This is a genomic window from Cellvibrio sp., assembly GCF_046347455.1.
In the GTDB taxonomy this organism is placed as follows: Bacteria; Pseudomonadota; Gammaproteobacteria; order Pseudomonadales; family Cellvibrionaceae; genus Cellvibrio.
On the sequence record NZ_JAXMGC010000011.1, the window covers coordinates 26365 to 33872 of the forward strand.

General features: G+C 49.6%; 4 protein-coding genes and 1 pseudogene. 2 read left to right on the forward strand and 3 right to left on the reverse strand.

What is annotated here, in order from left to right; all coding sequences use genetic code 11:
* Positions 1-153 precede the first annotated feature (153 nt).
* The 3 genes from grpE to U1F02_RS15375 all read right to left on the reverse strand — a co-directional run bounded on the left by grpE (position 154) and on the right by U1F02_RS15375 (position 4644).
* A complete protein-coding gene (grpE, locus tag U1F02_RS15365; RefSeq protein ID WP_409991289.1) occupies positions 154-717 on the reverse strand; it encodes a nucleotide exchange factor GrpE in 564 nt (187 codons plus the stop codon).
* Between the two features lie 194 nt (positions 718-911).
* A complete protein-coding gene (locus U1F02_RS15370; RefSeq protein WP_409991290.1) occupies positions 912-3563 on the reverse strand; it encodes a glycoside hydrolase family 3 C-terminal domain-containing protein in 2652 nt (883 codons plus the stop codon).
* A gap of 283 nt (positions 3564-3846) precedes the next feature.
* Entirely contained in the window at positions 3847-4644 is a 798-nt protein-coding gene (locus U1F02_RS15375) for a PEP-CTERM sorting domain-containing protein (protein WP_409991081.1), read from the reverse strand.
* A gap of 309 nt (positions 4645-4953) precedes the next feature.
* Between U1F02_RS15375 and recN the strand changes: the two genes are divergently transcribed.
* Positions 4954-6624, forward strand: coding sequence for a DNA repair protein RecN (gene recN / locus U1F02_RS15380; protein ID WP_409991291.1), 1671 nt, complete (start codon positions 4954-4956; stop codon positions 6622-6624).
* A 165-nt stretch (positions 6625-6789) separates the two neighbouring features.
* Positions 6790-7508: pseudogene (locus U1F02_RS15385) on the forward strand (hypothetical protein); the annotation flags it as partial.

Consider the following 7508-nt stretch of genomic DNA (forward strand, 5'->3'; position numbering starts at 1 on the left):
TGTTAATAGATGGTGGTTTTGCGCAGTTTCTCCTGCAATTTGCAGCGAGTTGCCGGCTTTTTCCTACCGTTGGAATCTATATTGGAGCTGACAAATGTAATTCAAGGTCAACCCTAAAAAATTCCTTACAAAACTTATTACTTCTAAAAAAGCTTAAGGCGCTTTGGAAACCACAACCATAGCCGGGCGAACCAAACGACCGTGCAGCGTGTAACCTTTTTGGAAAACGTTGATCACGGTATTAGGTTCTACATCGGGATTGGGCACAGCCGAAACGGCTTGATGCAAATTGGGATCAAAAGGCTCGCCGTGAGGATTCACCACAATCACTTGGTGGCGCGCCAAGGCGTCGATAAAGGATTTCAACGTGAGCTGAATGCCTTCGGCAATTGCACTTAAGGCTTCGTTTGATGCGTCAATGGTGCCTAGGGCGCGCTCAAGGTTATCCACTACCGGCAACAAATCATTAACGATTTTTTCCTGGCCGAACTTGTGGGCTTTTTCGATATCTTGCTCTGCGCGGCGGCGGGCATTTTGTGCATCTGCTTGTGAGCGCAAGGATTGTTCTTTTGCCGATTCGTAAGCAGCGGCCAAGGTTGCCAGTTGAGCTTGCAAACCTTCAATACTTACCTCAGGCGCTTCGTTAGCTTCTGTATCTGCTTGGGCATTGGCTTGGGCATCAGCGTTTTGGACGTTTTCGTATTCTTCAGTGGACACAGCCTTCTCCTAATATTTTTCACGCGGTTCGCTTACCGCAAAACAAATCAGTGGTCGCTATATGGGGTTGGGATTACAGGATTCAAGCCCGCCCGTTTCACCGCTGTTCCGAGTGTTTTTCACGCCTAAAAAGTGTCCGCGCATAAAAAAAGGCGACACCCTCTCGGGCATCGCCTTTCCACCGGGTTTCCGGCTTACTTCGGCAGAAGCGCCTCCCCGGTTACGGTTAAACGCGCCGCAGCGGTTTTCGCGTATTTGGGCTGACCACCCCCAAGGTGCAAGGTGTAATCGCCCGCTTGTACTTTGCGAATACCTTTTTCATCCACCAAGGACAAAGCGCGAGCATCTACCTTCAAGGTAACCGGCTTGGTTTGGCCTGCTTTAAGGTTTACGCGCGCGAAACCTGCCAACACGGGGTTAGATGTATCGTTTGGTTTGGCGATGTAGAGTTGCACCACTTCGTCGCTGTCCATTTTGCCGGCGTTGGTGACATCAACCGTCACATCCACCGCATCACCCGCCTTAATAGTTTTGGCAGATACGCTTGGGATGGCGTAGTTAAAGGTGGTGTAACTCAAACCGTGGCCGAAGGGATAAAGCACATCGCCCTTAAAGTAACGGTAGGTGCGGCCATCCATTTTGTAATCGCTAAAGGCTGGTAACTGATCGGCAGACTTGTAGAAAGTCACAGGTAAGCGACCGGCTGGGCTGTAGTCACCGGCGAGCAGTTGCGCAACGGCAGTACCGCCTTCGCTGCCGGGGTACCAAGCTTCAACAATCGCTGGGACTTTTTGATCTGCCCAGTTAACTGACAGGGCGCTGCCGTTCATCAACACAAGAACCATAGGTTTTTTGGTTGCACTCAAGCGCTCCAACAGTTTTTGTTGCGGTGCAGGCAAATCAAGGCTGGTGCGGTCGCCGCCGGTAAAGCCTTCGGCTTGCACTTTCATTTCCTCGCCTTCAACACGGGCAGACAAGCCGCCTACGAACACAACCAGATCGGCTTTTTTGGCGGCATCAACCGCCTCTTTGCCCAAATCACCCGGCAGGCTCCATACAAGCTTTTGGTCGCCGATAGGGCCAATTTGGAAGGCCTCGACTTTCACAGGATAGATCTCGCCAGCTTTCAGATTAGTAGCGCCAGAGAGGATAGAAGGTGCGTCGCCCACCCACCATTCATCCACCACTAACTTATCGCCAACCCACACGCGGTAACCGCCTTCACTGGCGAAGCGGAATTGGTATTCACCCGTTGCAGGTGCTTTCAAGAAGCCAGTCCAACGGATGGAAGATGCACGCTCTTCACCCTTCCAAGCGAAATGCGCACCTGTGTCGGTTGCAGCTGATGTTGGCTCGCCAGCCAATTTAGGTGTTGCGAAATGCTCAACTTTCAAACCAGCGGTCTTACAGGCGGCATCTTGGCAATAGGCCGAATCAGGAACTGGGGTTTCAGCGGGGCCAACCAAGCCAGTGCCTTCTACGTGGATGATTTTTGAATCTGGGAAACGCGCGCGAATACCGTCTAACACCGTAATTGGGTCAGATGGTTTGCCGTAGTAGTTACCGACCAGCGCATCGTAGCTGTCGGCGTTGGGGCCAATCACGGCGATGGTTTTGGGCGCTTTTTTCAATGGCAACAAACCATCGTTCTTCAACAACACCATGGCTTTCTTGGCCATTTCCAAGGATACGGCGTGGTTAGCAGGCGTGTTGTAATCGGTCTTTTTGATGTCAGCGAATGGCAGTGAAGGCTCGAACATACCAAGCTTGATACGGCCAACGAACAGACGAACCAAGGCTTGATCCAACACAGCTTGCGGCAACATGCCTTGTTTAACGGCGTTGATAATGGGCTGAACTTCGGTGGTCATATGGTTGCGATAATCACCGCAAATCAAATCCATACCCGCTTTCAACCCGGCGGTAACCCCCTCTTCGGCGGTCTTTTTGTAGTGCAGGCTGTCTTCGCGGTAGATATTGGCCGCAGCGCCGCAGTCAGACACTACGTATCCTTTAAAGCCCCAAGATTTACGCAGGTAGTTCTCCATCAACTCTTCGTTCGCACAGCCGGGCACACCGTTAACCGCGTTGTACACGCACATAGCAGATTGCACATTCGCCTCGGTCACAGTCGCGCGGAAGGCTGGCAGATAGGTATCTTCCAAATCGCGCGGTGTGGGGAAAACGCTTTCTTTGTGGCGATTGGATTCTGGGCCACTGTGGACCGCAAAGTGTTTCGAGGTGGCGATGGTTTTAAAGAACTTGGGGTCGTCGCCCTGCAAACCTTTGATGTAGCCGATACCTAAGCGCGAGGTCAGGTAAGGGTCTTCACCGTAGGTTTCCTGGCCGCGCCCCCAGCGTGGGTCGCGGAAAATATTGATATTGGGCGACCAAACGGTGAGGCCGCGATAGAAATCTGAGCCACCGTTAGGGTGCAAAGTTTCAAGGTACTTGGCGCGGAACTCGGTACTCACCACGTCACCCACTTTTTGCATCATAGGCTCATCCCAAGATGCCGCCATACCAATCGCCTGCGGGAATACAGTCGCGAAGCCGGCGCGCGCAACGCCGTGCAAACCTTCATTCCACCAGTTGTACTCAGGAATACCCAAGCGCGGAATCGCAACCGCAATGTGCCCCACTTGGGTCGCTTTTTCTTCCAAGGTCATGCGTGAGACCAAATCTGCCGCACGCTCTTGCGGGGAAAGTGTTGTCTCCAAATATTTACACTTAGTGTTTTTGCAGGCTGCGGGAGTATCCGCCTGAACCGCAACCGTGGATAAGAGTAGGCCGCTTAATAGCGCTAATGGCGCTAGGCTAAAGCGGCGGCTGAATGGTAATGACATGGTTTTCTCCTGCAAAGACGCCGGTTATATGCTTAGCCCCCAACGGAAGGAGGTCTTTCGCGAAACATTCTGTTTGCTAACCATGTTTATAGCCCACAGGACGGAATTAAGCGCATTTACTTGACGATTTTTTACAGCATTGCGAATAAATTGATCATTTCGCCCACGCTTTACCTAGCTCATATAGGTCAGATGGAGATTAGGGATGGGATTAATAACTAATTTCCGCCCAAAAAAAGACCCGCCTTTTCAGGGCGGGTCTTTTTAGCATCAGGCAACCTAATTAAGCTTTGCGTCTGCGCAGAGCCAAACCAAGCAAACCCAATCCCATTAAAGCTAATGGAGCAGGCTCTGGTACATCGGTGTGGAAACCGCCATCGTCAATTTTTCCACCGATTAAACCAATTGTAATGGCGTTACCTGTTGGCACATAAGTCTCGTAGGCTGTGAAGGTAGGACCAAAGTTACTAAATTGGTTATGAGTAATGCTCGCTCCTGCAATGGTACTCAAGGTTAATCCTGTTGCAGTACCCGCAGCTGTTGGCGACATGCACGAACCATCCCCAAATTCAGCTGAGCAAGTGGTCAAATCAGATGCTGCAACATTACCCACAGGCGGAAGAAAATCATAAAAGCTCTGCCCCAAACCCTGATGAGTATTTACGAACAATGAACCGCCCGCATTGAAAAATGAAGCAAACTGAGACGCAGCCGCGTTCATGGCTGCAGAATTGCTGGGACTAATGAAGTCCCAGCCAGAACCTATAACGAGAACATCGTTTCCATCTGTGAATGCATTGGTCCAACTTGCATCATTTACATCGTATTGCTGGAAGTTGTCGTAGTTCCCTAAGTATGAATCCAGACCTCCCGCCCAGTAAGAACCGATATAGCCCACACGTGCGGTTGTTGTATTATTGGTTAATAGGTTCAAACCCCAGTTCATAAAATCTGTTGCACCATGATCATCAGTGTCATGACCAGTCAATATGATATTGCCCGCGTTTGCAACAGAAGCAGCCAAGGCGAAAGCGCCAGCAGCCATAAATTTGACTAGAGAAGATTGAGAAAAGTTTTTCATAAGATGTCCTTAAGTGTGAATTGATGTTAGCGCGAATTCATATCCCCCGCGTTGACACTCTGTCGATTAGCAAAAACTTAACCAAAATATAAATACCCTTAAATTACAAAAACTTAAAAACAAAAAGGTCATTAACCCAATTTATAAAATCAAGAGCATGGAAATAATATCGACTCAGGGACGATCAATTATTAAGCAAATCGAATTTGAATTATTCTACTTCGTCATAATTAAGATTTTCGATTTTGCAAAAAAGCAAAAAAGACTGTATAAACAGCCAGATGAAATTATTCGTTCGGAGCCGCGCCAATGCTCACTCACCTCAGCATCCAAAACTTTACCTTGGTAGAAAAACTAGACCTGGACATGAAACCGGGGATGACGGTGATAACGGGAGAAACCGGCGCGGGTAAATCCATTCTGCTCGATGCCCTAGGCCAAACCTTGGGCGACCGCGCCGAGGCCGACCGTGTACGCCTAGGCGCAACCCGCGCAGACATTACGGCCAGTTTCGATACCAGCCGCATTCCCACCGCGCAGGAATGGCTGGTCGCTAATGATTTGCAGCAAATCGATTCACCCAACGAATGCCTTTTGCGCCGCCTGATTAATAACGAAGGGAAATCCAAATCCTCTATCAACGGCCAGCCCGTTACCCTCCAGCAACTGCGCACCCTCGGCGAAATGCTGATCGACATTCACAGTCAACATGAACACCAATCGCTCTTGTTAAAAGACACCCATCGCCGCCTGTTAGATGAGTTTGGCGGCCACGCTGAACTCGCCAAACAAGTTCGCCTCGCTTACCGCGAATGGCAAAGCCGGCTCGAACATTACGTTCACCTGCGCGATAACGCTGCCGAGGTGAGCGCGCGCTTTCAATTACTGAGCTACCAAGTCAACGAGCTTGATCAGTTGGGCCTGCAACCCGGCGAATTAGATAAGTTGGAGGCTGAGCAACGCAGCCTCGCCAACGCGGGCGAGATTTTACAAGGCAGCCACGAATTACTCGCTCTGTGCAATGACGACGAACAAGGCTTAAACACCAACTTGCATCGCGCGCTTCATATCTTGCGCGATATGCCAGAAAAATCTGCCGCACTGATCGCGGCAGAAGAATTACTCACCAGCGCGCAAATTCAGGTGGAAGAAGCCTGCCATGAAATTGATCATCACATAGACACCTTTAACCTCGACCCTGAGCGCCTGCAAGTTGTTGAGTCGCGCCTAAGTGATATTTACGACATTGCACGCAAACATCGTATTCGGCCGGAAGAGTTAGCGGAATTTACCGCGCGCTTAAGCTTAGAGTTAGATCAATTACAAGGCGGCGACGCCAAACTAGACCAACTCGCCAAACAAGTAGCCGCAGCCGAGAACGCGTTTTTACAACTCGCCGGCCAGCTCTCTAACAAACGACAAAAATCGGCAACCAGCCTGGCCAAATTGGTGAACGATCAACTCAAAAATCTGGCGATGGAAAATGCAAAGCTCACCGTAAATTTGCATTCACTGGAAGACAAACCTTCTGCGAGCGGTTTGGAAGAGGTGGAATTTTTAATCAGTACTAACCCAGGCCAAGCGCCAAAACCGCTCGCGAAAGTTGCGTCGGGCGGCGAGTTATCGCGCATCAGTTTGGCGATTCAAGTCATCACCGCGCAAACATCCGCAACACCAACATTAGTGTTCGACGAAGTAGACGTAGGCATCGGCGGCGCAACTGCAGATGTTGTGGGCAAGCTCTTGCGGCAACTCGGTGAAAAAGGCCAAGTGATTTGCGTAACCCACCTCGCGCAAGTTGCGAGTAAAGGCCACCAACATTTACTCGTGAGTAAAAAATCCACCAAAACCAGCGCGGAATCCACGCTGGTGCTTTTAGAAGGCGAAGACAAAGTCAACGAAATTGCCCGCATGCTTGGCGGCGCAAAAGTGACTGAGCAATCCTTGGCGCATGCGCGGGAGATATTGGAGAGCCGTTAGCTGCTTCACTAAAAATGGATAAAAGAAGCCACGCAACTCAAGTCTGGCTTTTCTTTTGAAAAACCCTCTGGCATCTTAACCCCGTTTTCAACATGCAAGGAGTTGCTAGGGGCTTCTCAAGCACTTGCTTGTACAACAAGAATAATACCCAGACGGAGTTTGAACATGGATATTAAGCGCGCCCTCATCTGTATTTCTTTTTTATTCACCACAAGTGCCACTACCTTTGCAGCCCCAAGCGCTAGCGATTACGGAGCTCTTCCCGTTACGCAAATGGTTGCCATTTCGCCCAACGGAAATCTAATTGCTTTTCGCCGCGTCGCCGATGGGAAAGATCTCATCATCGTAAATTCTCTCAGCGAAAAGAAAGCTGTATTCGTTGCAGATGTTTCTAAAATTCAGCCACAAACCATCCAGTTTTTCACAGACGATAAGCTTGAGCTCATAGCTTCGGAATTTAGACGCTTAGATGGTTTTCGAGGTTATTTTGACTTGAGTACTGCTTATGTACTGGATCTCAACGATAAAAAAATTCGCCAATTGTTAATTCCTGGAGAATTGATTTTGGCTGGCCAAACAGGTCTGGGGCGTGTGGTGGGCTTAAGCCCCGATGGTCGCTTTGCTTACATGCCTGCATGGTCGCAAGTTGATAACCATTTTCCCGACTCCGAATACAATCTCTACAAAGTCGATTTAACCCGAAAAAATGTTATTCCCGGGACACGCGGCGGCCAACGCGTAAAAGATTTTTTTGTGGATAAAGAAGGCGAAACCATCGCCATTGAAGAATTCGATGAACGCAACAGCCTCCACAAAATTCGCGCCAAAGTTAACGGCGGTAAATGGACAGAAATCTTCAACGAAAAAACAAATATTCGTAAAAA

Coding starts and splice junctions, on each gene's coding strand:
- U1F02_RS15375 (WP_409991081.1), bottom strand. CDS start 4,644: ATGAAAAACTTTTCTCAATCTTCTCTAGTCAAATTTATGGCTGCTGGC.
- recN (WP_409991291.1), top strand. CDS start 4,954: ATGCTCACTCACCTCAGCATCCAAAACTTTACCTTGGTAGAAAAACTA.
- U1F02_RS15370 (WP_409991290.1), bottom strand. CDS start 3,563: ATGTCATTACCATTCAGCCGCCGCTTTAGCCTAGCGCCATTAGCGCTA.